Annotated in this window: 18 protein-coding genes; 7 read left to right on the top strand and 11 right to left on the bottom strand. The window is 69.5% G+C overall.

All coding sequences use genetic code 11. The annotated features are described in order from the left end of the window. Nucleotides 1–40: 40 nt before the first annotated feature. Nucleotides 41–2,269 carry a tryptophan synthase alpha chain gene (locus tag GTZ93_RS35590; protein ID WP_161663251.1) on the bottom strand — a complete coding sequence of 743 codons (2,229 nt, stop codon included), beginning with the start codon at nucleotides 2,267–2,269 and terminating at the stop codon, nucleotides 41–43. Between the two features lie 270 nt (nucleotides 2,270–2,539). Between GTZ93_RS35590 and GTZ93_RS35595 the strand changes: the two genes are divergently transcribed. Then, the gene (locus GTZ93_RS35595; RefSeq protein WP_139923844.1) at nucleotides 2,540–4,810 is read left to right on the top strand and encodes a sensor histidine kinase; all 2,271 of its coding nucleotides are present in this window, start codon (nucleotides 2,540–2,542) and stop codon (nucleotides 4,808–4,810) included. A 6-nt stretch (nucleotides 4,811–4,816) separates the two neighbouring features. On the opposite strand, the gene GTZ93_RS35600 is transcribed toward GTZ93_RS35595, so the two are convergent. Together GTZ93_RS35600 and GTZ93_RS35605 are read right to left on the bottom strand one after the other, a co-directional pair. Further along, nucleotides 4,817–5,716 (bottom strand): MBL fold metallo-hydrolase, encoded by a 900-nt coding sequence (locus GTZ93_RS35600; RefSeq protein WP_120581600.1) that lies wholly within the window; start codon nucleotides 5,714–5,716, stop codon nucleotides 4,817–4,819. 169 nt (nucleotides 5,717–5,885) lie between these two features. Further along, nucleotides 5,886–6,320 carry a cupin domain-containing protein gene (locus tag GTZ93_RS35605; protein ID WP_161663252.1) on the bottom strand — a complete coding sequence of 145 codons (435 nt, stop codon included), beginning with the start codon at nucleotides 6,318–6,320 and terminating at the stop codon, nucleotides 5,886–5,888. A gap of 302 nt (nucleotides 6,321–6,622) precedes the next feature. Between GTZ93_RS35605 and GTZ93_RS35610 the strand changes: the two genes are divergently transcribed. Beyond that, nucleotides 6,623–9,166 (top strand): hypothetical protein, encoded by a 2,544-nt coding sequence (locus tag GTZ93_RS35610; protein ID WP_139923918.1) that lies wholly within the window; start codon nucleotides 6,623–6,625, stop codon nucleotides 9,164–9,166. Between the two features lie 10 nt (nucleotides 9,167–9,176). Here the strand turns inward: GTZ93_RS35610 and GTZ93_RS35615 are convergent, their stop codons facing one another. Next, nucleotides 9,177–10,817 carry an ATP-binding protein gene (locus GTZ93_RS35615; RefSeq protein ID WP_161663253.1) on the bottom strand — a complete coding sequence of 547 codons (1,641 nt, stop codon included), beginning with the start codon at nucleotides 10,815–10,817 and terminating at the stop codon, nucleotides 9,177–9,179. 147 nt (nucleotides 10,818–10,964) lie between these two features. After that, nucleotides 10,965–11,447 carry a hypothetical protein gene (locus GTZ93_RS35620; protein WP_139922549.1) on the bottom strand — a complete coding sequence of 161 codons (483 nt, stop codon included), beginning with the start codon at nucleotides 11,445–11,447 and terminating at the stop codon, nucleotides 10,965–10,967. A gap of 157 nt (nucleotides 11,448–11,604) precedes the next feature. On the opposite strand from GTZ93_RS35620, the gene GTZ93_RS35625 reads away from it, so the two are divergent. After that, entirely contained in the window at nucleotides 11,605–12,678 is a 1,074-nt protein-coding gene (locus tag GTZ93_RS35625; RefSeq protein WP_139922541.1) for a hypothetical protein, read from the top strand. A gap of 55 nt (nucleotides 12,679–12,733) precedes the next feature. Here GTZ93_RS35625 and GTZ93_RS35630 read toward each other — a convergent pair whose 3' ends face one another. Continuing rightward, complete coding sequence (locus tag GTZ93_RS35630; RefSeq protein WP_139922538.1) at nucleotides 12,734–13,051, bottom strand: hypothetical protein; 318 nt, start codon at nucleotides 13,049–13,051, stop codon at nucleotides 12,734–12,736. 210 nt (nucleotides 13,052–13,261) lie between these two features. Here GTZ93_RS35630 and GTZ93_RS35635 point away from each other — a divergent pair, with 210 nt between their 5' ends. Beyond that, nucleotides 13,262–14,149: an RCC1 domain-containing protein gene (locus GTZ93_RS35635; protein WP_139922536.1), complete on the top strand. Its 888-nt coding sequence runs from the start codon at nucleotides 13,262–13,264 to the stop codon at nucleotides 14,147–14,149. Nucleotides 14,150–14,156: 7 nt separating this feature from the next. On the opposite strand, the gene GTZ93_RS35640 is transcribed toward GTZ93_RS35635, so the two are convergent. Further along, complete coding sequence (locus tag GTZ93_RS35640) at nucleotides 14,157–15,608, bottom strand: metallophosphoesterase (RefSeq protein ID WP_139922533.1); 1,452 nt, start codon at nucleotides 15,606–15,608, stop codon at nucleotides 14,157–14,159. Between the two features lie 128 nt (nucleotides 15,609–15,736). Between GTZ93_RS35640 and GTZ93_RS35645 the strand changes: the two genes are divergently transcribed. Both GTZ93_RS35645 and GTZ93_RS35650 read left to right on the top strand, forming a co-directional pair. Further along, nucleotides 15,737–17,080 carry a restriction endonuclease fold toxin 5 domain-containing protein gene (locus GTZ93_RS35645; RefSeq protein WP_139922530.1) on the top strand — a complete coding sequence of 448 codons (1,344 nt, stop codon included), beginning with the start codon at nucleotides 15,737–15,739 and terminating at the stop codon, nucleotides 17,078–17,080. Nucleotides 17,081–17,094: 14 nt separating this feature from the next. Beyond that, nucleotides 17,095–17,817: an immunity 52 family protein gene (locus GTZ93_RS35650; protein WP_139922528.1), complete on the top strand. Its 723-nt coding sequence runs from the start codon at nucleotides 17,095–17,097 to the stop codon at nucleotides 17,815–17,817. Between the two features lie 4 nt (nucleotides 17,818–17,821). On the opposite strand, the gene GTZ93_RS35655 is transcribed toward GTZ93_RS35650, so the two are convergent. Both GTZ93_RS35655 and GTZ93_RS35660 read right to left on the bottom strand, forming a co-directional pair. Continuing rightward, nucleotides 17,822–18,754 carry a TIGR02266 family protein gene (locus tag GTZ93_RS35655; RefSeq protein ID WP_139922546.1) on the bottom strand — a complete coding sequence of 311 codons (933 nt, stop codon included), beginning with the start codon at nucleotides 18,752–18,754 and terminating at the stop codon, nucleotides 17,822–17,824. 76 nt (nucleotides 18,755–18,830) lie between these two features. After that, a complete protein-coding gene (locus tag GTZ93_RS35660) occupies nucleotides 18,831–20,189 on the bottom strand; it encodes an RtcB family protein (RefSeq protein WP_139920384.1) in 1,359 nt (452 codons plus the stop codon). Nucleotides 20,190–20,424: 235 nt separating this feature from the next. On the opposite strand from GTZ93_RS35660, the gene GTZ93_RS35665 reads away from it, so the two are divergent. Further along, on the top strand, nucleotides 20,425–20,706 hold the full coding sequence (locus GTZ93_RS35665) for a hypothetical protein (RefSeq protein WP_120575828.1): 282 nt from the start codon (nucleotides 20,425–20,427) through the stop codon (nucleotides 20,704–20,706). 79 nt (nucleotides 20,707–20,785) lie between these two features. Here the strand turns inward: GTZ93_RS35665 and GTZ93_RS35670 are convergent, their stop codons facing one another. Continuing rightward, on the bottom strand, nucleotides 20,786–21,136 hold the full coding sequence (locus tag GTZ93_RS35670; protein WP_139920382.1) for a DUF2019 domain-containing protein: 351 nt from the start codon (nucleotides 21,134–21,136) through the stop codon (nucleotides 20,786–20,788). Between the two features lie 90 nt (nucleotides 21,137–21,226). Continuing rightward, nucleotides 21,227–22,372, bottom strand: coding sequence for a BTAD domain-containing putative transcriptional regulator (locus tag GTZ93_RS35675; RefSeq protein WP_257979351.1), 1,146 nt, complete (start codon nucleotides 22,370–22,372; stop codon nucleotides 21,227–21,229). Between the last annotated feature and the right edge of the window lie 113 nt (nucleotides 22,373–22,485).

The following is a 22,485-nucleotide window of genomic DNA, read 5'->3' on the forward strand; positions in this document are numbered from 1 at the left end:
GGTGGGTGTGGGACGCTGGTTGTGGCACGACGCGTCAACGTCAGCGGCAGTCGGGGTCCGCGTCGTCGGCCCGGCCATCCGCGTCGTTGTCCGCGCCGTCGTGGCAGTGGCCGGCCTCGGACGGAGCCCATTCGGTGACGTGGAGGGTGTAGCGGATGGGGGTGTCCCGGTCCGGCCGGGCCATGCCGTCCACCACCACCAGCACGGATTGCCCCTGGGCCAGGGTGAGCTTCAGCGCCGGGGCGTCCTTTGTCGTGGGATGTGGGTGTGCGGCACATCCCAGCTCCGTGCCCCGGCAGCCGGTGAGGAGGTACAGGGCGTGGCCGCCCGCGTCCGGGTCGTTGCCGGGTGACGTGTCGAAGACGAAGGTGCCGGCCCTGGGCGCCGTCCACAGGTGGGCGCGGTCCTGCTGGAGCAGCGCGCCGCAGGTGCCCTGGAAGCCGTCGCCGGAGAGGGCCGTCTCGCCCTGGAAGGTGAGGGGCAGGGCGCTTCCCAGGTCGTGGTGGGCGCAGCCCTGGCCCTTGCAGCGGGGCTCGTCGCGGCACTCGGTGTCCGCGCAGTCCACCCAGCGGTCCCCGTCATTGTCCATGCCGTCGAAGCAGGCGCCGGCCTCGGTGGCGCGCAATTCGTCGATGTGCAGCTCGAAGGCGCCCTGCGTGAAGGACCCGCCGGCCCCGGCGTCCACCGTCACCAGGACCCGCTGGCCTTGTGTCAGCGTCACCGCCACCCGGGCCCCGCCGCCGTAGCTGATGCCGCCCGTGGCGCACGCCAGCTCCTCGCCGCCGCAGCCGTCCGCGTACACGGCGATGACGGACCGTATTGCCGAGCGGGCCGTGTCGAAGGTGAAGGTGCCCGCCCGGGGCGCCGTCCACAGGTAGCCCCGGTCCGGAGCGCCCGCGCCTCCGCACGAGGCGGCGTGGTCGTCCCGGGCCTCCACGGTGGAGCCCTTCAGCGACACGGGCAGCGCGCTGCCCAGGTCCCGGTCCACGCACACGGGCTCCGGAGGCGCGCAGACGTGGGGCACACCCGTGCCGCCGCAGGTCTCCGGCGCCGCGCACCCACCGCAGTCGAGCGTGCCACCGCAGCCATCCGCCACCGCGCCGCACGTCGCGCCCAGGAAGCCGCAGGTGGCGGGCCGGCATCCCGGGACGGCGCAGACGTTGGCGGTGCCGCCAGCGCCGCAGGTGCGTCCCTCGCCGCACGCGCCGCACTCGAGCATCCCGCCGCAGCCGTCCGCGACCTGTCCGCAGTTCTTGCCCAGGGCCTCACAGGTGGACGGCGTGCACGCGGCCTTGCCGCAGACGTTGGGCACGCCCGCGCCGCCGCAGGTCTCGGACGCGAGGCAGCCTCCGCACTCCAGCACCGCGCCGCAGCCGTCGGACACGCGACCGCAGTTCGCTTCCAGGGCCGCGCAGGTCGTGGGCACACAGGTGCCGGCGCCGCAGACGTTGGCCTCACCCGCGCCGCCGCAGGTCGCGTCGGCCGCGCAGGCTCCGCACTCCAGGACGTCGCCGCAGCCGTCCAGCACCTCGCCGCAGCTCTTTCCCAGCGCGGCGCAGGTGGCCGCCTGGCACAGCGGGGCGGCGCAGACGTTGGCCACGCCGCCCGCGCCGCAGGTGAGCCCCTCGCCGCATGCGCCGCAGTCGAGCACCCCGCCGCAACCGTTGGACACGGCGCCGCAGTTCTTGCCCAGCGCCTCGCAGGTGGTGGGGACGCACGGCGCGCGGCCGCACACGTTGGCGGTGCCGCCTCCGCCGCACGTCTCGTCCGGCCCGCACGCGCCACAGTCGAGCACCCCGCCACAGCCGTCCGCGACCTGTCCGCAGTTCTTGCCCGAAGCCTCGCAGGTGGTGGGGACGCAGGCCGGAGGCCCGCAGGCGTTGGGCACGCCGGCGCCTCCGCAGACCTCCGGGGTCGCGCACGTGCCGCAGTCGAGCACGCCGCCGCAGCCGTCCGAGAGCGGCCCGCAGGTGGCGCCCCGCGCCTCGCAGCTGCTGGGGACGCAGGCCTGGGGGCCGCAGACGTTGGGCACTCCGCCCCCGCCGCAGGCCTGGTCTTCCGCGCACTCGCCACAGTGGAGCGTGCCGCCGCACCCGTCGATGGCGTAGCCGCAGTTCAGCCCCTGGGACTCACACGTCATGCGCGCGCAGAGGGACGGGGGCTGCCAGGCCATCCGGGCGGACACCGCCTCCTCCGGCAGCGTCCGGCCGCACGCCACCCACAGCCCCAGGAGCCACACCCAGCCCAGCCACCCGCCCGTCCGCCCCATGCCCCGTTCCCGCCGCCCTTGAAGGCCCCATCCGCCATGGGCCCTGGGGACAAGGGTGGGGAGCGGCCCGGGTCTCGCGAAGCGGCGGCAAGCCCCGGTGCGTCTCCGGCGGTCGAAAAGGCGTCACTGTCCCACCCCGCCCGCCGGGAAGGCGCGCACTGGTGGACACCCGCCGGTCCAGGGAGGGGGGTGGGCGCGAGGGAGGGAGGGCCCCACCGTGAGTGGACGTGGGGCGCGAATGGACGCGTGCGTCCAGCGGGGAAAGGACGCATGGCGGCAGGTCCCAGGCGCGCGCGACAGGAGGAGGGGTGGGGGCTCGGGGCGAGCCTCGTGGTGGCGCTCGTCCTGCTGGTCCTGTCCGTGGTGGCGCTCCTGCTGATGCGCGCCTCCGTGCAGTCGCGGGTGATGGAGCGCTCGCTGGACCTGCAGGAGGTGGGGCTGCTGGGGCGGGCCTTCAGCGACAAGGTGTCCCTGGCCAACAGCGCGCTGCTGGCGGGCGGGCAGTCGCTCCCCCGGGACACGGCGCAGGCACGGCGGCGCTTCCTGGGCACCGCGGAGCGGCTGTCCGCGCGGCTGGACACTCCCGAGGACGAGGCGTTGGTGTGGGAGGTGCGCGCCGCGGAGCAGGAGCACGAAGCGGCGCTGCGCGCGCTCGTGGGCGCCCAGACGCCCCAGGAGCAGAAGCAGGCGCGCGAGCGGCTCGCGCGGGCCCATGGACATGTGCGCGAGGCGCAGGCCCAGCTGGAGCGCAAGGTGCAGGAGCGGCTGGCCGTGGAGAACCGGACCTCGGTGCGGGTGGACCGGTGGGAGACGGCGCTGCTGCTCCTTGCCTGCCTGCTGGGGCTGACGGTGGCGGGGGGGCTGGCGTGGGTGCTCCACCGTCGGCTCCACCCGCTCCGGCGCGAGGCGGCAGCCAGCGCGCACCGCTTCCAGGCGCTGGTGGAGGGCGTGCGCGACTACGCCCTGGTGCTGCTGGACGCGCGCGGGCGGGTGGCCAGCTGGAACCCGGGTGCGGAGCGCATCAAGGGCTGGAGCGAGGCGGAGATATTGGGCCGCCCCAAGTCCGTCTTCTACACGTCCGAGGATGCGGCGGCGGGCAAGCCGGAGCGGGAACTGTCCCGGGCCCTCCAGGAGGGGCGGCTGCACACGGAGGGCTGGCGGCAGCGCAAGGACGGCTCGCGCTTCTGGGCGGAGGTGTCCATCACCGCGCTGCGCGACGAGGACGGCCATCCCCAGGGCTTCTCCGTGGTGACGCGCGACATCACCGAGCAGCGGCGCCAGGAGCGGGTGCAGGAGTTGCTGGCGGAGGCCGGCCGCGTCTTCCACCAGTCCCTGGACCCCGACCTGACGGCGGCGGAGGTGGCGCGGCTGCTGGTGCCCGAGGTGGCGGACGGCTGCATCCTCTATCTGCTCACGCCCGCGGGCGAACTGCGGCCCCGGGCGGTGACGCACGTGCAGCCCGAACGCGAGGAGAGCCTGTGGGAGGCCCTGCGGCGGTTTCCGCCCCGCTTGGGCATGCCTCCGGTCGTCTGGGAGGTGATGCGCACCGGGCGCTCACGGATGGACGTGGAGGTGGAAGTGGACGACCTGGCGGCCTCCGCGGAGACCGACGACCACCGGCTGCTCATCGAGCGCATCGCCATCGGCTCCTCCATGGTGGTGCCCCTGCGCGCGGGCAGCGAGACGCTGGGCGCCTTCGTGCTGCTGACGGCCCGGGGCCACCGCCGCTTCACGCAGGCGGACCAGGTGCTGGTGGAGGAGCTGGCGGGCCGCGCGGCGCTGGCCCTGGAGAACACGCGGCTCCTGCGCGAGGCGCGCGAGGCGGTGGACCTCATCGCCGTCACCGCGCACGACCTGGGCAATCCCTTGCAGGCGCTGCAATTGCTGCTCAGCAAGGTGCAGCGCTCGCAGGAGGCGGGCCGTGACGAGGACGTGCGGCAGGGATTGGTGGTGGCGCGCGGTCAGGCCCAGCGGCTGGGACAGCTGCTCCACAACCTGCTGGACCTGTCGCGGCTGTCCTCCGGCAAGCGGCTGCTGGACGCGGCGCCCATGGACCTGGGGGAGCTGGCGCGCGAGGTGGTGGAGCGCTTCGCGGATGCCGCCGTGGAGGCGGGCTGCGACCTGCGGCTGGAGGTGGAGGACGGGCAGGTGGGGCAGTGGGACCGCATCCGACTGGACCGGGTGGTGACCAATCTCTTGTCCAACGCGCTGAAGTTCGGCCGGGGCCACCCGGTGACGGTGTCGGTGTCGGCGCTGGACGCGGACCACTCCCGGCTGAGGGTGCGCGACGAGGGCGTGGGCATCGCGCCGGAGGCCCAGCGCCGCGTCTTCGAGCGCTTCGAGCGGGAGCGCGCCGCGCGGACGAAGGCCGGCTACGGACTGGGGCTCTACATCGCCCGCCAGCTGGTGGAGGCGCACGGCGGAGTCATCCGCCTGGAGAGCGTGCCGGGGCAAGGCGCCACCTTCACGGTGGACCTGCCGCGCGTGCCCCGGCTGATGGAGGAGACGTCGGTGGCGGAGTCGCCTCCGCTCCACCCGTGACGCCCGCTAGAGGTGCAGCGAGGGCACGGGGGCGACGAGGCCGGGCTGGATGGGGAAGTCCGCGGGCAGCTTCTCGCGCTCCTCCAGCCGCTCGAACTCCAGCGAGTCGTGCGCGCAGAACACCGTCACCTGTTCGCCGTGGCGCTGCACCAGCTCGCGCAGCCGGCGCAGGTTGTACCAGCGCATCCACCCGTCCTTCTGCATCAGCTTCTGGTAGGCGCGCAGGCCGGCGGTGCACCGGTAGCGGTCCAGGTCCATCTCGCCATGGTAGAAATAAGCGTCGCCCGCGTGCAGCAGCCACCCCTCCCCGGTGTCGATGGCCACGCCCGCGTGTCCCAGCGTGTGGCCCACGAGCGGCACCAGCAGGATCTCCGGCGGCAGTCCGGTGAGCTCGCGCACGCAGTCGAAGCCGAACCAGCCTTCACCCCGGTGGGGGACGTAGGTCTCCCAGCGCGTCTCCTTGGACCACTGCATCGGGCGGAAGCGCGCGCGGTCCAGCCAGGTCTTCTGCGCGGTGGCCACGCGGTACTCGTCCGCCAGCACGTGCACGCGCGCGTGGGGGAAGTCATCCAGGCCGCCCGCATGGTCGAAGTCCAGGTGCGTGAGGACGATGTCGCGCACGTCGCTGGCCTGGAAACCCATGCGTTCCAGTTGGCGGATGGCGGTGGACTCCTCCGCCAGGGCGGGGCGGCAGAGCACGTCCCGGAACAGGCCGTTGAGCCGCACGCGAGGCGCGTACACGTCATTGAGGCCGTAGCCGGTGTCCACCAGCACCAGGCCGCGTGGCGTCTCCAACGCCAGACAGTGGCAGGTGAGCGCCGCCGGGCCGGTGAAGCCGCGCCGCCCATCCATGAGCCGCCGGCCGGGCGGGCACATCGTGGTGCAGTTCAGGTGGTGGATGCGCATGGCGGCTCCGCTCCCAATCAAAGGCGGCGGCTGTCCGGCGGCGAGTGGATCGACGCGGGAAGCCCCCTTCCGTTCGTTCAGGGCAAAAGTGCGCCGTGGGCTCCGTGGGAGGAATCACCGCTCCCGGACAGGACAAGGGCTCGCCCGCCCGGGGGGCGTCAAACGCCACTCAGGGGGCGGAAGACTGCCCGGCCGCTTCCCCTTCGAGCGATGGAGCCGACATCAGCACCAGCGCCTCCGCGTCAGCGACCGGACGGTGCTCGATGCCGCGGGGGATGATGAGCAACTCGCCTTCCTCCAGGTCCACGGTGCGCTCGCGCAACTCCACCCGCAGGGTCCCCCGGGTGACGAAGAACAGGGCATCGCCGGTGGCGTGCCGGCACCAGGGGCCGGTGCCCGTCAGCCGCACCAGGTGCACGGGCTGGCCGTGGAGCATGCCCACGGACCGGGCAATGCCAGGCGCCGGCAGGTCGGTGGAGGCGTGGGCCAGGTTCACCTTCTCCACGGGGGGAAGGGACGCGGAGGCAGGCGGGGCACGGCGGCGAGAATCCCAGCGAGGGGGACGGCCACCGGCGAGGGGTGGGGTCCGGAGAATCGTGCTCATGCGACAGGGACTCCTTCAGGGGGGACGCAGTCCCACCCCCTCATGGGTTGTCTTTCTTTCTGCCAGAAACAGGGCCTGTGTTTCACCCCCTGCCACGGGGGCCGGTCCGGTATCCGACGGATGGCGCGGGTAAGATAGGGATTGCTCCGCCGGCATGCCGGACCCCGGGTGTCCACTGCCGGAGATTTCACCGTGCAGTGACGAACGGGCGGCCCCGGGGGGCGGCGGGGGCCGGAGCCGCTGCCCCCTAGCGTCCCTGGCGCCGCGCGTCCCGGCGCGAGGCTTCCGGGGACGCTTTCCATATGCGCCACATCGTTCCGGTCCGTGCGGCACGGGCCCTGCCGGCGTTCGTGCTCCTCGTGGCGGCCATGGCCCACGCGGACGGACCGCCCACGCGCGAGGAATACTTCCGCTACGTGCCGCTTTCGTATCCGCGCATCGTGAGACAGACGGAGGCGAGTGTCGCCCTGTCGCTCTACGGCGACCCGAACGACCCGGCCTGGCGGGACGAAGCCCCGCGCGACGGTGTGGATGACACGCGCCATCAGGTCCTCCAATCCCTGGCGGTCCGCTTCGCGCCGTTCATGGTGAAGAACACCTACACCTTTCCCTCCGACCACAAGGTGTTCCGGGACCAGCCCGGGGGGTTGTTGCTCAACCTGGACACCTGGGACCTGGCGAAGTCCGGCGCGGTGTTGATGTGCAGTGACTCCATCAACTTCTCCAGCCTGGGCCGGCCCTGTCCGGAGGACGGCGCGCCGGAAGTCACGCTGCGCACGGAGTCCGCCGGCCAGGACGCGCGGGACGACTGCCGGCTGGTGGGCCTGCTGCGCGAGTTCCATCCGGACCACCCCACCATTCCCCGGCTGCGGCAGGACGCGGTGGACGCGGAGCGCGCGCCCTTCACGGTGATGTATTTCGACTTCCCCGGCTACGACCCGAAGACGTGGATGGCGGCGTACAAGGGTGCGGTGGACGGCCAGCCCGCGCGCCGCTACCTGGGCACGGAGAAGGTGTACGCGCATCCGTTCATCCACGCGGTGAAGGGCACGCAGAAGGGGCCGCCCGGCTACGAGCTGCTCATCCAGTACTGGTTCTTCTATCCCTTCAACGCGGGCGGCAACAATCACGAGGGGGACTGGGAGCACATCGCGGTGGCCGTCTCTCCGCGCTCGGCGGTGGGGCGCACGCTGGCGGAAGCGGAGCTGCGACGCATCCTCCAGGGGGACTGGACCGCGGACGGCGCGGACCCGCTGGTGATGAAGCGCATCGAGTACTTCTTCCACCACAACAGCATGGTGTTCGACTTCGCCCGCCCCAATGCCTACCTGCCCCGCGAGCAATGGCAGGCGCAGCTGGACGCCCGGGGAGAGGACCGGCCCGGGGAGAAGAAGCTCCTCGCGCGCGTGCGCCGCTACGTCTGGGCGGACGAGGCGGAGACGGTCATCAACACGCACCCCATTGGTTGGATTGGCGCGGACTCCAAGGGATTGGAGCAGCTGCTGGCCTCTCCAGGACCGCACGCGCGGGAGTCACACGCCACGTACCCGGTGCCGGGCGTCTTCAAGAACATCGGCCCCGCGGGCTCCACGGAGGCGGTGCGGCAATTCTTCGACCACCAGGAGTACCTCACCCACCCGGACAAGCCGCTGCCGGAGGAGGTGGTGCGCTACGACCTGGCGTCGCGCATCGACCTGGTGCCGGATTGGGAGCGCGTCTACGACCTGGCGCTGGTGGACGGGCAGGTGCGGCGCGAGTGGTCCTGGCTCATCCTGCCCCTGCGCTGGGGCTTCCCCATGGCGAGGTCACCGCTATCGGGGCTGGTGGCGCACTCGGACATGGGCAACCTGTCCATCGTGGGGCCGGCCTTCAACGAGGGATGGAACCGCCCGGCGCCCAGCGCGGGGTTCGATTTGTACGTGCCCAGCGAGCTGCCGTGGTTCTTCCCGCTGGACGTCCAGGACGACTTCTCCAACAACCTGGGGTTCCTCAACGCGCCGGTGGCGTTGCTCATCACGCTGCCGCCGCTCGACTTCCTCTACCGGGTGGTGGGGTTGCCGGTGCGAGCGGTGGTGGAGAACCACCAGCCCGTCTACACGTCGCAGGAACGGCTGCCGCGCCGTCGCTTCACGGTGGAGGCGGGGGTGGGCGTGCAGTTGCTCGGTGACGACTTCACGGGGCTGCTGCTCAACGACCGGCAGCTGGACGAATGGTACGGGCAGCTCACGGCGTTGGATCCGGCCATCGCCGGCAACATCAACGACCCGGACCTGGTCCGGCCGGTGGTGAGTACCGCAGTGTCGGCGATGCTCAAGGTGAGCTTCTACCTGGGGGACAAGTTCACGTCGGAGAACACGCTGTTCCATTCGCGCAGCACGCTGGGATTGGACGTGCCGCTATCGGACGGGATGTCTGTCTTCCAGCTGAGGACGAAGCTCGACATGTGGGAGTACGCGGGGAGCCTCCGCTACAACTTCCTGCGAGGCGGCTTCCAGCCCTACGCGAAGGTGGGCTACGGGCTGACGTGGTACCGGTTGGAGGACGGCAGCATCAACGGGCAGGGGATGGCGAACCCGAACTCGTATTGGGTGCGTCGGCCGGGCTTCTTCCGCAACCTGTGGCCCAACACGCTGCACCTGGGAACGGGGGTGGACGTCATCCTGGTGAAGGACTTCATTCCAGGACTGCACGGCGTGGATGGAGGCCTGCGCGCGGGCTACATCCTGTCGCGCCACGAATTGGGCGTGAAGGACCTGACCGGCGACAACGGGCTGCAGGGCATCGTCGTGGAGCCGGTGCACGTGTATCGCAACACCTTCGAGTTGCTGGGCACGCTGAGCTTCTGACGGCCATGGTTCAGCCCCTGCGCGTGGTCCGGTAGGCCTGAGCGGGATGCTTGGGGTTATCGGGATGGGTCCGTTCGAGGAGACCCTCTTCGACCATGGCCTTGAGGTGCCGCTCCGTCAGCTTGTCCGGGTTGTAATGCAGCTCATAGGCAAGCTCCGCAGGGAGCCAGGGCCGAAGCGAGGTAAGCGCCATGATGGCCTCGCGCAGGGCTGCCTTTCTGGGTCGGGGACCTAGTTTTTCGATGATTTCACGCGCCTTCGCGTCGATTTCCTTTCGGACAGCGACCTCCCTCAATTCGTCCGGAGCACCCCCCAATCCGTCCGGAGCACCCCCCAATCCGTCCGGAGCACCCCCCAATCCGTCCGGAGCACCCCCCAATCCGTCGTCCGGAGCACCCCCCAATCCGTCCGGAGCACCCCCCAATCCGTCCGGAACCCCCCCTCGATCGGGCGCGAGCACCCCCCAATCCGCGGCCAGGGTCTGTCCCACATTCACCCGCAGCGTGACGACCACGGCGCCCGTGACCTCGGCGAACTCCGGGGCGGAGAGCCCGGCGGCACGGCACATCTCGGCGACGCGGTTCGTGCCCCGGCCCCATTTCTCGATGAGTCCGGCACGGTAGAAGACCTCCGCGATGATGGGATTGCGCTGCACCGACAGATGCGGACGTGTGAGCGATTCAGGCGTGATGCCTATCGGGTATCGCCCCGCGCTCCATATCTCCACGCGGTCGTCGAAGATGGCGAGCGATACCGCGCCACCCGCGATGCTGTAGTCCCGGTGGATGAAGGCGTTGACCAGGAGTTCGCGCATCGCATCTGGAGGGATGAGCGGACGGTCGACACGCTGCAGGCGGCCCGATTCGATGCGGCCAGCCAACGGGAAATGCCGCTGGCAGAACAGATCGGCTTCCTCGAGCAGCCGGAAGGCCGGTCCGCGCACGTTGCGTTGGTCGAGGAACTCGGTCTTGTCGGTGCCGCGAAACCGGGCCATCCGCAGCTCGCACTGGGGATGATGGGGAAGGAACGTCTTGCCAAAGAGCACGACCGCCGCGCGCAGGAGCCTGCCCTTGTGGCGTACGCCAAGGCGGTCGAGCAGCTCGGGCAGACCCCGTCCCACCGGTCCCACGAGCCGCCCGGCGGAGCGAGCCGCTTCGACAATGCGCATCACCTCCTGGCGGTCGAGCTCCTGGAGCGGAACCTCGTCGGCCTCCTGGTTCTCCCAGCGACGTCGGCTGTGCGCACGTTCCAGCAACAGCAGTTCATAGCGTTCCTGCGCCATCTTGCGGGTCGTGTTGCCCACCCGCTCATAGGCGCGGCCGTCGAAGGTGTACGGCACGGAATCGCTGATGCCGCCCACGGTGAGCACGAGGACGCTCCGCCCTGAAGCGACCTCCACGCTCTGGATGTGGAGGTCGAGCGGGGGCTCGAAGCGCTCCCGAGCGGTCGCGATGTCATGCAGGGTCTGTTCGCTCACCTGCTGGCCGATGAGCTCTCCGCCAGGCTTCACGCCCAGCAGCACCTGGCCTCCCTGTCCATTCGCGAAGGCGCAAAGCGTGTGCATCGCCTCACGCAATTCACCGGTCGAGCGCTTCAGTTCGAGTGTGACGGATTCTCCCCTGGCGGCGAGGTGGGCGAGGTCTGGAATCATGGCGGGCCCGTCTCTGCATCATCCGGGCCCGCCATATTCGATGCTGTTCCCTCCGGGCTGACGCCTCACCCGCGCGTGAGGCGTACGGACCGGGACCCTGCGTTCACGCGCGGAGACGGTGTGTCGCCGTGCGCCGGCGTCCGTCGACTACAGGCAGTCCACCAGGCCGTCGTAGATCGTCGTGCTGGTGCCGGGCAGCGTGGCGTAGAGGGGCGAGGTCCCGGAGAGCGCCGTCAGCAGCGAGGCCATCGTGGTGCCGCTGGCCAGCGGGCTCTGGCAGGTCCAGGTCTGCGTCTGCACGGAGAATCCACCCATGGACGGGTTGAGCTCCTCGTTGCTCGCGGCGAACACCCAGACGCACTGGCCAATGACACCCGTCCCGCTGTTGACGGAACACTGGAAGCGCAGCGACTGGATGTTGCTGTAGTCGCCCTCGCAGAACGTGTCTCCACAGATGTCGTCGAAGTTCTCCTTCAGGTTCGAGCGCAGCTCCAGCCACGACAGGTACTCCGGCTGGGGCGACAGGTACGACGTGGCGTCGACATAGCTGGACAGCGGCTGCGCCACGCCCAGTGGAGCGGACAGGGTCAATCCCAGCGTCGACAGCGCCAGCCACGAACGGATGTTCATCACGGAGCACCTTCCTGGAAATAACCGCCCCACGGACGGAACGGTCACCCGCAAGGCGACTCGGGTTTGACAGGAAGTTCAAGCAAACCTTCGTTCACAAAGATTTCGCGGTGATGTCTGATGAGCGCCCTCCCCTCAAGGAAAGGCCGGTTCCCCCATGCGGTCATCGCTGCGCCGTCTTCCCTCTGTCCTGAAGTTCACGGCCGTCACCACGGCGTTGATGTGGCTCTCCGCCTGCGGTGAGGGCGAGCTGGAAGAAGAGGAGCTGTTCGCGCAGGGCCGGCAGGCGCTGTTGAACGGCGTGGGTTCGTCCGCGGCGAGGGCGGCGCTGACGAAGCGGTGGGCGCCCATCCACTACCAGGACGTGGACGTCACGGGCTCGCATTCGCTGAGTGGCAAGTCCGACTTCATCACCCGCGTGGACTTCGATGGGGACTGGAGCGGGACGAACAACTGGGACAACACCGGCTCGCGAGCCCTCACCGCGCACGCCTACCAGTCCGTGGTGGAGACCTCCACGCACTGGTACCTGCTCTACACGTTCTTCCACCCGCGCGACTGGTCCGACTCCATCTTCGACACCGAGCACGAGAACGACGGCGAAGGCGTGCTGCTCATCGTGAAGCGCGACGGCAGTGAGTACGGCTCGCTCGTGGGCGCGGTGACGGTGGCGCACAAGGACTTCTACTCGTTCGTGCCGTCCGGCAGTCCGCTCGGGTCGGGGTCGGAGTCCATCGACGGCACGCTGTCCATGGCCTCCTTCGAGGGCGAGCTCCACCCCATCACCGCGCAGGAGGCCAAGGGCCACGGCCTCAAGGCGTGGCCGTACTACGACATCGTCGGAGACGGCGTGAAGTACTACCCGTCGCTCACGCTGGCGGAGCAGCCGTCGTCCGCCACGGACTCGGACGTGCGCTACAAGCTGCTCGACATCTTCAGCCCCACCGACGGCTTCTGGACGCGCCGCGACCTGACCACGCTGTTCTCTTCCGACGGGACGTTCCGGGGTGACACCAGCGGCGGCTGCGGGCTGGTGGCGGGCAACTGCGGCACCAACTCCGCGAACGCGCCCTGGGGCTGGGACGACCAGAACGACGGCCCCATCCTGCGAGGGGAGATCGCCAAGGACCCGGCGAAGCTGGCCGCGTACTACTTCAGCCCGTCGTCGCAGTTCTCCACGACGTACACGTTCAATCCCTTCCAGAACATCGGCAGTCCCAACCAGCCGTGAGTCCACGGCGGGGCCGTGCCTTCGCTGGGGAAGGCACGGCCCCGCCGTCAGGAGGCTACGGCTCCGTCCAGGGCGTGTGGCTGATGGGGCCCTTGATGACCGTGAACGACCGGGAGGTGTAGGCGCCCAGGTTCACCCAGCCGAACCCGTCAATGACTCGCGAGGGCACGTTCAGGGCGAGGGTCACGTTCGCCACGTCGCAGTTGCCCAGGATGTGGCCCACGCGGATGGCCTTGTTGGCGGACGTCCGCGTCTTGGAGACGAGCGTCGGCGCCGGGGTGACGGTGCCGTCCTGCGCGAGCAGCGGGATGTTCCCGCCCCCGCCGGACACGCGCAGGCTGTAGGAGCCCGAGCCCTGGGGCTGCCACGCCAACGAAGTCCAGCTCCACCAGGTCATCCTTGGTCACGTACGCCAGGCAGCCGCACTCCAGGACGGGGTAGACGCCGGCCGCGGGAGGCGTGGTGCTGGAGCCCACGCGCGGCAGCTCCAGGCGCACGCCGCAGCGCGTGTTGTCCACGAACAGCAGCCGCGAGAAGCCGCCACAGCGTTGTCCCGACGCAAGTGGCAGGCCTCCAGGACATCATGTCACTGGGGGCAGGCTCCGCTCACATGTTGGCGCTGGGCGCTGACGGTTCGGTCTGGGCCTGGGGCCGCAACAGCTTGGGGCAATTGGGGGATGACACCACGACGAACCGCTCCATCCCCGTTCAGGTGCTGGGGCTCTCGGACGTGGTGGCCCTGGATGGAGGCGGAAACTTCTCGGTGGCGCTGCGGTCCGATGGCTCGGTCTGGGCCTGGGGCGATAACTGGATCGGACAGCTGGGGGACGGCACCACGGTCTCCCGTTCCTCACCCGTCCAGGTCCTGGGTTTGACGGACGTCGTGGCCGTGGCGGCGGCGGACTATCACGCGCTGGCGCTCCGGTCGGATGGAACCGTCTGGGGTTGGGGATACAATTACTCAGGCCAACTGGGGGATGACAGCATTTCCTTCCGCCCCACCCCCGCGCGGATTGAAGGCCTGACGGAGGTGATGGCGCTGAGCGCCGACGGTCTTCATTCCCTGGCGCTGCGTCTGGATGGCACGGTCCAGGCGTGGGGGGACATCCATGGCGAGTATCTGTCGGGAGGCCCCTCGGTCATCCAGTACTTTCCCACCCCGGTGCCTGGCCTGACGAACGTGGTGACGCTGGTGGCGGGAGGGCACCATGCCCTGGTGCTTCGCTCGGACGGAACCGTCTGGGGCTGGGGTCTCAACAACAACGGGCAGCTGGGCGATGGCACCCGGTTCGAGCGCCCTGCTCCCGTCCGGTCGACCGGGCTCCTGGGCACGGCCCTGCTTGCCGCGGGGAAGTATCATTCCCTGGCGCTGCGCACGAGCGGGAGCGTGAGTGGCTGGGGTTCGAACTACATGGGTGCGGTGGGGGACGGGACGGCGCGAATCATTGCCCGTCCCGTCCGGGTGCCTTGAGGATGTTTCAGCGCACCCAGCTCACGTTGCTGTAGGCCTTGGCGCCGTCCGCGCGCTCCGTGTTCGTCAGCGGCGCGTAGACGCGCGTGCTGATGGTGTTGGCCGCGGTGTCGACCTCCACGAGCCGCGTCGGGTTCGTGGTGCCATCGTGGAACGTGTTGAGCATCTGGTAGATGGTGTTGCCGTTCACGCCGGTGTCGGTGCGGTAGGCGGCGTTGCCCACGTGGCCGGAGAAGACGAAGCGCACGTTGGCGTACTGTTTGATGAGGTTGTCGAACACGTACTGGGGGCTGTTGTTGCCGTAGCCACCGTTCGACTGCTCGATGCCGCCGCTGCCGTTCAGGTGCGAGTGGGTGATGATGATGACGTTGTGCTGGGGGAACTGGGCCAGCACGGTCTTCGCCCAGTTCACGGCGTTCGTGCGAGCCCACAGCTCCAGGTTCAACACCAGCCAGTTCAGGCCGCCCGCGTTGAACGTGTGGTAGGCGTTGTCGCACTTGCCGGATTCGAACACGCCGCCCAGGGCCTTGAAGCGGGACAGGGGGAAGTAGGTGTTGAAGGTGGCGGTGTTGCGCAGGTTGGCGTTGACGTTGCCGGGGCACGCGCTGCCGCCCTGGCACACGGCCGCCGTGTCGTGGTTGCCCAGGGCGATGGCGTAGGGAATCTGGGCGGTGTCGAGCACCTGGTAGGAATCACTGGCGCGCTGGTAGTGGAGGTGGTCGGGCGTGTCCCAGTCCATCAGGTCGCCGGTGTGCAGCACGAAGCGGATGTCCTGGGCCGTCTTGTTGTCGGCGATCCACTGCATGCGCTGGGTGAGCCGGGTGGGGGCGTAGACCGTCTCCTGCTGCGTGTCGGGGATGACGACGAAGGTGAACTTCGTGTCCACCGTGGTGGGCGCGGCGTAGAACTGGATGCCTTCGTTGGTCCAGCCCGCGGTGGTGAGCGCGTCGCGCTCCGCCTGGGTGACGGCGTGGCGGTGTTTCTTCAGGCCCGGGTTGTCGAAGCGGTAGACGGGCACGAGGCACGCGTCCGCCGTCTTGGACGCATAGAAGCCCACGCCCTCGTCGGTGGTGAAGCCGGAGGCGATGAGGTTCGAGCGCTCGGTGGCGTCGATGGTGACGATGTGTTCACCCCGGCTGGGGCTGTAGAGCCGGTAGACGGGGGACAGGCCGGTGCCGGAGGACTTCGCGGCCTTGAAGGGCGTGCCCCGGTCGTCGGTGTAGCCGTAGGTGGTGGCCGCGTTGGCGGCCTCGTTCGCATTGAGGGTGAGGAGGCTGTCGCCCGTGGCCGGACGCACCCGGTGATACACGGGGCCGCTGAACGCGGCGCAGTCCAGCGCCGCCGTGGTGCTGCCCAGGTCCTGCGCGGGCAGTTGCTGGGATTCAGGTGCCTCGCCAGGGCCGCAGGCGGACAGCACGCCGGTCAGGGTCAGGGCCGCGAGGAGGGAAGAAGGCTTCAAGATGTGCTCCCAGTGAAGTCAAGATGTTCAAGTTAAAAATGAATTACTTGGATGCGTATAGCATTGGTGGAGGGGCCGGAGAAGGCACCTGTCGTGGAGTGTCGCGAGTGCCACAGGGGCAGGATCGGATGAATGCGAGCAAGGCCGGGGTATGGGGGTTGCTGGTCGTGCTGCTCACGGGCTGCGCCAGCGGGCCCACGGTGCGGTTGCGTACGGAGCAGGAGACGCGGACCTACGCCCCGGCCACGTGGGACAAGCGGGTGCCGGTCAGCGCTCGGGAGTTCGAGGAGGCGCTGGCGCGTCTGGTGCTGGAGGTGCCGCTGACGGTTCGGTCACCGAGGGTGGTGCGCGCGGTCGCGAAGAAGGGAGCGCAGCTGGACCTGGGGTTCGGGTTCATGCTGCGGGACGGGTACGGACGGTGGTGCCGGGCGCATGAGGCTCCGGGAGATTGTTTGTCCTTGCTGGAGGACGGCGCGGGTTTCGGTGAGTTGGACCGGCTGACGCTCGCGGTGGGCATGTCGCTGGACCCCTTGCGTGCGAGCATTGGCGCGGCGCTTCAGGACACGCTGAATCCCGAGTTCTTCGTGTCCGTGGTTTCGGGAGCGATTGCGTCCTGGGTGGTGTTGGCCGCGGCGCCGGAGCCCGTGTTCACCAAGGCGGCGGCGGTGATTGCCGCCGTGTTCCTGGCGTACGTGGGCGTGCAGTCGTTCCTCACGGTGGTCCGGGCCTGCGGTGCGCTGAAGGCGGCGACGGACCGGGCGCGGACGTTCCAGGAATTGGAGGAGGCGGCGGAGGTCTTCGCGCAGGCACTGGGACCGGAGGTGGCGCGCGTCTTCGTGCTCGCGGTGACGATGCTGGTGAGTCACGGCGTCACGGTGGGGTTGTCATCCTCGCTCTCATTGATGCCGCGCTTCCCGGACGCAGTGAGAGCGGGCGCGGCGAATGCGGGCTTCAACCCGGCGCGCGTGCTGGACGTGAGCGCGGTGGCGGTGGTGGACGGTGTGGTGGAGGTGACGCTCGCGTCCACGGCGGTGGCCATGGCCACGATGGGCCCTCCGCCTTCGAGTAGCAGCGCAGGTGGCCCGGGCAAGTGGGTGCAGGTGAACGAGTCGATGTCCGACCGTGCCCGCGACTATCAGGCCCAGGTGACGGGAGCACCGAAGGGCTCCGCGTACCGGCTCAAGGTAGGAGACGAAGAGGTCGACTTCGACGGCTACGACCTGGTCGACGATTCGCTGCTGGAGGCCAAGGGCCAGGGCTACGCGAAGTTCATCAAGGACGACATGTCACTGAAGGAGTTCTACAAGGGCTTTGGAAAGGTACTTGCTCAGGCGATTCGTCAGGAAAGGATGGCACAGGGAAGACGCATTCGCTGGATTGTCGCGGAGGGTCGCTTTGCCGCCCTTCTGAAAAAGGTCTTCGCCCGAGAGGGGCGCAAGATAGAGGTCGTCGTCATCACGCCCTTTGAATGAGGAGTCGTGGAACCATGTCCGAGACGTATTACGCAGGCTGCTATTGGCTGGCGCGTTCAGAGCCGGTCGAAACCTGTGCTCAGCGTCTTGCATCCTTCGTCCAGCGACTGGGTCCGTTGGAGCCGACGTGGAACCGCTGGCATCTAGCGGCAGCCAACTTCGAGAAAGCCCGGAAGCGTCAGATCCAGCCGGACGCGTCAACGTTCGCGAAGCTCATGAAGAGCAAGGCCCATCGGTTCATGGACAGCTCCAGCTTCTGGCTCTGGGCGGGTGAGAACGAAGAGGAAACCTCGGGCACGCACGGCAACTGCGGGAGCGCTTCCATTCATTCAAACTCCGTCTGTGTCGTCACCACCGGCAGCCGGGGCAGTGTCGCGGAGCGCCTGCTGACCGCGCCGATCCTCACCGGAGTCATGCGCGCCATGGCCCTCGCGTGGGAACCCGAGGTCGGCATCGCGACCTCCGATGCGCATCGGGAACAGATTACGGCCGGTCGGTTTCCCGAGCCCGGCACCTTCGTCGGCTGGGTCATGTACTTCGCCGACTTCCGAGGCCCCGTGCCCCCACTGCCCGCGCCCGTCCAGGTGGAGCACATCCCCAACCGGGGCACGCTCATCACCCTCACTCAGGAGAAGTTCACCGTCTCCAATCCGGCCCACGTCGCCCTGGCCGCGGACGTCCAGGCGCGCCTCCAGGACGCGGGGCTGCTCACGCCCCTGCGCCCCTGGGGCACCTGAGGCCTCAGTCCGGGTAGAACATCGGGTCGCGCGTCGCCACGAACGACGAGATGGCGTGCGCCACCTCCGACGGCAGCGTGGTGAACTGCACGCCCACGCCGGGCATCAAGTCTGGCGTGCGGTCGTTGCCGTCGCGCGCCCAACGCACCACGCCGTTCACCGTCAGCGGCCGGCCCCCCGGCAGTGTGAAGTCCAGCTCCACCGGCGTGCCGCGCGGCACCGCCTCCACCGTGGCGATGAAGATGCCGCCCTCGCTGATGTCCATCGAGAAGCCGGTGAAGAAGTTGGAATCACTGCGCGTGTCGATGGTCGTGTGCATCCGCACCCGGCCCGCCTTGCGCGCGTCGCTCTTCGCCGGAGTGACGGCCACGGGCGCGCGCGCCGGGAGCCGCTCCGCGCGCGTCGGCGTCTCCGTGGACGGCTTCTCCTGGGACGGACGCAGGGCCGGGGGCGGGACGACCTTCTGGGTCTCCGCCTCCGCCGCGCGGCGGGCCTTCGCCTCGGCCTCCGCGCGGGCCCGGGCGGCGTCCTCCACGCGCTTCAGGTCGGACTCGGCGGACGTCAGCGCCTTGTCCACCCGGGCGGCGTCCTCCTGCTGCACGCGCAGCGCGGACTGGAGGTCCAGCCCGGCCTGGCGGCGCGTGTCCAGCGCGACCTCTCGCGCGTCCAAGGCCTTCTCACGCAGCCGTGTGAGCTCCGGGGACGGCTCGGGGGACTCGGTGTCCTCCAGGCGCATGGCCCACTGGGACAGGCGCGAGTCTCCGGCATGCTCCGGCCGGGCCAGGGCCTGGCGCATGCGGGCGAGCCGGTCGGCCAACGCGGCGGCATCCGCGCTGGCGCGGGCTACCTGTTCGGCGAGCTGCGCTTCCAGCCGGGCCATGTCGGCTTCGGCGCGCGCCAAATCTGCTTCCCGGGAAGGGGTGGGGGACGGGGGCATGGGTGGGGCTCCAGGCGGAGGCCCAGTCTACCGCCGCCCGGCCTCCCCCACGAGTCCCCCTTCTCGGGATATCCCGTCAGTCCGCGCCCTTGATGCAGGCCACCGGCTTGAGGCGGTGGGCCACCCGGGCGAGTCCTGCCTGCTCCACCGTCTCCAGCACGTCGTCCAGGTTCTTGTAGCAGGGCCCGGACTCGTCCAGTGGCGTGGTGCGGGTGTTGAGCAGGATGCCGGCCTCCGCCATGCGCCGGTCCGTCTCCTCCTGCTGGAGCTGCCGGCGCGCGGCGGAGCGTGACAGCCGCCGGCCGGAGCCATGGTTCACCGAGTAGATGGACTTCTCCGCCCCCGGCTCCGCGAAGAGGATGGCGCTGCCCGTCTCCATGGAGCCCGGGATGAGGATGGGGTGCCCGGTGGCCTCCCACGTCGTCCCCTTGAGGGCCGGATGTCCGGCAGGGAAGGCCCGCGTGGCGCCCTTGCGTGCGACGAACTTGCCGCCCTCACGCTGGATGAGGTTGTGGCTGATCTCGTAGTAGATGTTCGCGGTGCCGCCGAACACGTCCTCGAGCGCCCCGCACACGGCCTCGCCGATGAGCAACCGGTTGGCCACGGCGAAGTTGGCCGCCATGTTGTGCAGGTTCCAGTAGCTGCGGCCCAGGGCGCTGTCCGCGTCCAGCCAGACGAAGTCCTCGCTGCGGCTCTTGAGGCCCAACTGCGCGGCGCCCGCCACGAAGAAGTGCTTGGCGATGTTCCAGCCGAAGCCCCGGCTGCCGGTGTGGAGCATCACCCAGACGCGGCCCATCTCATCCACCTGCATCTCGGTGAAGTGGTTGCCGCCGCCCAGGCTGCCCAGCTGTCCGCGCTTGTCATAGGCGCGCTCGGGGATGGAAACGCCGGTGTCCTCCACGGGGATGAAGTCGCGCTCGGTGACGGAGCGGCTTCTGCCCAGGGCCTTGGCGCCGTGGCGCAGGACTTCCTTGAGGGTGGGTTCGCTGAGCTTGCGCTGCTTGCGTGCCCGGGTGGCGCCCACGCCCACGGCGATGCGGTCGGTCACCTCGTCGATCCACTGGCGGCGCTTCGCGGGGTCGGCGACGTCCTCCACGGTGAGGGAGGTCTGCAGCTGCACCATGCCGCAGCCGATGTCGTAGCCGGCGGCGGTGGGCAGCAGGACGCCGTCCGTCTCCACGATGGTGCCGATGGGGACGCCGTAGCCCACGTGACAGTCGGGCGTGACGGCGACGCGGGTGACGCCGGGGAAGGTGGCGGCGTTGACGACCTGATCGAAGACGGCGTCTTCCAGCGGGGGGGCTTCCGGGTTGCCTTCCTCCCCCCAGAGGAGCTTGTCGGAGAGGAACAGGTCCGCGTGCACGCGCATGGTCTTGGTGCGCGGCAGGACGTAGTGGCCCTCGGAGACCTTTTCCAGGTGTTGCTTCCAGCTCATGGTGAATCCCCCAGGTGGGTGAACCCGCGGCAGGGACGAAGCCCTCCATCATCCCTGACGGTGCCGGTTTCCGGACACACGATTGGCTGCCTGCCTGGCCTGTGCCGAGTGGAAACCCCGTGGGGTGGACGGAGGGAACGGCCGGGAGTGCACGGAGCGGCATTCAGACAAGCCTGGGGGTTGCGGCGGCGGATCGGCATTCCCATTTCTGCAGCGTGCATCAAGGGGGTGGGCGATGGGGTTTTTGACGGGGATGGTGCTGGCGGTGTCGTTGCAGGCGGGGCCGGTGGAGATGACCGCGGCTCCGGTGTTCAATCCGTCGCTGTGCGCCAAGAAGCGCGTGGATCCATGCGGGTGCCATCACGTGTACGGCATCCGGCACTGCCACCAGAACCGGAAGAGCAACCACTGCGAGGCGCAGGTCCGCGCCTACGAGCCGGACGTGGGGCAGGAGACCGCGGAAGCAACGAACCCGCTCCAGAGCCTCATCGACCCGGCGAAGTCCGTGTCCATGTAGGACGGTCCCTGAACGGGGTGGAGCATCCGGGCGTCCTTCCCTGAAGAGGGGAGGGCGCCACGGTGCGTTGTGGGGACGGCTATCCCGGGTCCAGGGACCAGGTGCCTTCATTCCAGCGCTTCAGTGCTTCCAAAGCTTCGAAGGGCACGAGTCCCTGCCCCTTTGCGGCTTCCTCCAGGACCGCCTTGGCTTCAGCCGTCCGGTAGCGGAGCAGGGTCGCAGCGGCCGTCACCCGCACGTCCATGCGCTCATGCTTGAACAACACGAGGAGCGCATCCCGTCCGGCATCACCGTGGGCCAGGAGTTGATCGATCGCGGCCCCGTACTTCCTGGCGTGCTTGTTTCCGGTCTTCGCGTCCCCTTTCCAGATGGCATCGGTCTGGGCGGCGACGTGCTTCGCGACTTGTTCGACCAGTTCCTCCAGCGTCATCACCAGACTCCTTCGGGTTGGTGAGTCGGAGCAACGGCTCAACCACGAAGGCGGGCTGGCTGCAAAGACCTTGTCACTCCTCACACCACCTCAATGCGCGGCGGCTGGCTCCCCGGGAAGCACCTCGGAACGGCTCACTTCAAGGTCGCTCTCCGAGCGGATGATGACCCAGCGTGCCTGCGGCGACACGCGCAGGGCCACCACGTTCGGCGCCAGGCGGCGCATCTCCGGCTTGTAGGGCATCACCGCGGACGGAGGCTTCGTTGGTGGGGCGCCGGGCGCGCGGTTCTTCAGCGCGAGGACCTTCACCGTGGGGCGCTCCGGCGTCGGAGCAGGATTCACCGTGGACGGCGGCACGGCCGGCAGTGCCTTCTTGGGCACGCTCTTGCTCACCATCACCGGCGTGATGCACGGAGGCGTATTCCCTCCCGGCTGCGCGGCCCCCTCCGCCGGTGGATCCCCGAAGGCGAACATCGACACGATGACCTTCGGCAGCGTCACGGCCTCCGGCGCACCCGCCGCCACCTGCGCCATGGAACGGGACATCGTCGTCGTCGCCGAATCCAGCGCGGGCGTCACGGTCGGCATGGCAGGACGCGGATGGGGCAGCACCGCCTGCCGTCCCGGTCCCTGCATCACGCTCGGTGTCCCATGGACGTTCACCGGCGTGACGGACGGCGCCACCGGGAGAGCCCTCGGTGCGTCCGGCCCCTGCGCGTCGTTGCGCACGAAGGACGGCGGCACGCTGCGCATCCGTCCGGGCGGCGGCGTCGGCGGCAGCCGGTCGAAACGGTAGAGCTCCTCGTCCTCCAGTGCCGTCGGAGTCACCGCGCCCTGACCCATCCGCGCCAATTCCTGCTGCAACGCCGCGTCGCGCGGAGCCAACTCCAGCGCTGCCTTCAGGGCGCCCCGCGCACGGGATTCGCAACCCAGTGACAACAGCACCCGGGCGGCTTTACGGTACGCGGCAATCGCTTGCTCCTTCTGCCCCGCGCGGCGGCAGGCCTCCGCCAGCCGGACGCGCACATTCGCGTCGCGCGGGAGCATCTTCGCGAGCTGCGCGTACGTTTCCACGCACTGCGCATACCTCCCCCGCTGGTACAGCGCATGGGCGGCTTCCTTCAAATCCCGTAGCTTCATCGACTCGCGCTCGCTCATGGGGGTCTCCGCGTCGGTGTCGCTCCCGTGAGCTAGCAGGCGACGTGCCGCGCTCCCGTGACGTGCGCTCGCGTTCACTGCCGTGCCCCCACCGCGCCCCCAGGCTGGAAACCCTGTCCTCCACCCGGCGGACCCCAAGGCAATCCACCGTGTCCCCGTGCACGCTGTCCGCTGAAGGACCCGGCCTGAAC

This window comes from Corallococcus exiguus, assembly GCF_009909105.1.
In the GTDB taxonomy this organism is placed as follows: domain Bacteria; phylum Myxococcota; class Myxococcia; order Myxococcales; family Myxococcaceae; genus Corallococcus; species Corallococcus exiguus.

Bases quoted from the DNA above. Each gene is read 5' to 3' on its own strand.
- GTZ93_RS35590 (WP_161663251.1), bottom strand. From the start codon at position 2,269: ATGGGGCGGACGGGCGGGTGGCTGGGCTGGGTGTGGCTCCTGGGGCTG.
- GTZ93_RS35595 (WP_139923844.1), top strand. From the start codon at position 2,540: ATGGCGGCAGGTCCCAGGCGCGCGCGACAGGAGGAGGGGTGGGGGCTC.
- GTZ93_RS35600 (WP_120581600.1), bottom strand. From the start codon at position 5,716: ATGCGCATCCACCACCTGAACTGCACCACGATGTGCCCGCCCGGCCGG.
- GTZ93_RS35605 (WP_161663252.1), bottom strand. From the start codon at position 6,320: ATGAGCACGATTCTCCGGACCCCACCCCTCGCCGGTGGCCGTCCCCCT.
- GTZ93_RS35610 (WP_139923918.1), top strand. From the start codon at position 6,623: ATGCGCCACATCGTTCCGGTCCGTGCGGCACGGGCCCTGCCGGCGTTC.
- GTZ93_RS35615 (WP_161663253.1), bottom strand. From the start codon at position 10,817: ATGATTCCAGACCTCGCCCACCTCGCCGCCAGGGGAGAATCCGTCACA.
- GTZ93_RS35620 (WP_139922549.1), bottom strand. From the start codon at position 11,447: ATGAACATCCGTTCGTGGCTGGCGCTGTCGACGCTGGGATTGACCCTG.
- GTZ93_RS35625 (WP_139922541.1), top strand. From the start codon at position 11,605: ATGCGGTCATCGCTGCGCCGTCTTCCCTCTGTCCTGAAGTTCACGGCC.
- GTZ93_RS35635 (WP_139922536.1), top strand. From the start codon at position 13,262: ATGTCACTGGGGGCAGGCTCCGCTCACATGTTGGCGCTGGGCGCTGAC.
- GTZ93_RS35645 (WP_139922530.1), top strand. From the start codon at position 15,737: ATGAATGCGAGCAAGGCCGGGGTATGGGGGTTGCTGGTCGTGCTGCTC.
- GTZ93_RS35650 (WP_139922528.1), top strand. From the start codon at position 17,095: ATGTCCGAGACGTATTACGCAGGCTGCTATTGGCTGGCGCGTTCAGAG.
- GTZ93_RS35655 (WP_139922546.1), bottom strand. From the start codon at position 18,754: ATGCCCCCGTCCCCCACCCCTTCCCGGGAAGCAGATTTGGCGCGCGCC.
- GTZ93_RS35660 (WP_139920384.1), bottom strand. From the start codon at position 20,189: ATGAGCTGGAAGCAACACCTGGAAAAGGTCTCCGAGGGCCACTACGTC.
- GTZ93_RS35665 (WP_120575828.1), top strand. From the start codon at position 20,425: ATGGGGTTTTTGACGGGGATGGTGCTGGCGGTGTCGTTGCAGGCGGGG.
- GTZ93_RS35670 (WP_139920382.1), bottom strand. From the start codon at position 21,136: ATGACGCTGGAGGAACTGGTCGAACAAGTCGCGAAGCACGTCGCCGCC.